Below are 1,091 nucleotides of genomic sequence, written 5' to 3' on the forward strand. Positions count from 1 at the left end.
GCAACGCCGTCGTGATCGTCTCCGAGTCCACCGACGCCAAGCGCAGCATGACTGGGGATGCCCTGAAGCGGGCGAAAGCCGAGGCGCAGCGGATCGCGGACGGCTTCGAGCCGTTCGTGCGCGCCGTCGTCCGCATCCCGTACGACCCCGCCCTGGTCAACGGGCCGATCCGTTACGAAGCGCTCCAGCCCGCGACCCAGCGGGCGTGGCTCGCGGCAGCGGCCGCTGTCGCCAAAGGCTTCTAGAACGATCCCTACGGAACTTGAGAGTTGAGAGGAGGACCATTGCAACAGACCCTGAACCCCTGGGTTACCCGCCCCACGGCTGATGAACCGGCTGAGGAAACCCGGGCTGCGGCTGTCCCGCCGGCGGCGGTCATCAGCACACCGCTGCGGGGCATGGTCGAGCCAGACGCGGCAGACCGGCTGGCGTCCCGCAGCATGGCCGGCGCAGCCCGTCTCTGGGTTGTTGGTACCCATGGGGGAGCGGGTGAAAGCCGGATCGCTGACCTTATCGATTCTGCCCGTTCCACGGATCATTGCTGGCCGGTTCTCCCCAGCGGCGGCAGCCCGCAGGTGCTGCTGGTCTGCCGCGCAGACATGCGCGGCCTGACAACTGCCAGGAACGCGCTCACCCAGTGGGCGTCAGGTGCGGCCCCGCAGGTCGATCTGCTCGGCCTCGCCGTCCTTGCAGACGCCCCGGGAAAGACACCCAAAGCGCTTCGGGACTTCACCGCCCTCGTAGGCGGTGGAGCGCCAAGATTCTGGACTCTGCCCTGGGTGGACGCCTGGCGGCACACGGACACCACGGCAATGCCAGCCGTCCGCGAATACCAGCGCTTCGTTACCGACGTGGCCGCCCTGGCCACGGCAACCAACCACTGAAAGGTCTCACCATGAACACGTTCACTGCACTCTCATCCAGCGTTATTCCCAACCCCACCCCGGTCGTCCCGGCGCAGGCCGGCGGTCTGTTGACCATCCTGAACTGGGCTTCCGGCATCGGCCTGGTCCTCGGCGTCCTGGGCGTCATCATCGTCGGCATCGGCATGGTCATCCAACTCCAGCGCGGTGAAGGCGCACAGGCGATCG

2 protein-coding genes and 1 pseudogene are annotated in these 1,091 nt (G+C 67.4%); all 3 read left to right on the top strand.

Going from position 1 to position 1,091, the window contains the following annotated elements:
• A pseudogene (locus AC5RWT_RS37705) lies at positions 1 to 245 on the top strand (chromosome partitioning protein ParA); the annotation flags it as partial.
• Between the two features lie 39 nt (positions 246 to 284).
• A complete protein-coding gene (locus AC5RWT_RS37710) occupies positions 285 to 884 on the top strand; it encodes a DUF6668 family protein (protein WP_494084666.1) in 600 nt (199 codons plus the stop codon).
• Positions 885 to 895: 11 nt separating this feature from the next.
• On the top strand, positions 896 to 1,091 hold a 196-nt coding region (locus AC5RWT_RS37715; RefSeq protein WP_494084667.1), incomplete at its 3' end, for a hypothetical protein.

This window comes from Arthrobacter sp. Dra40 (assembly GCF_059091905.1).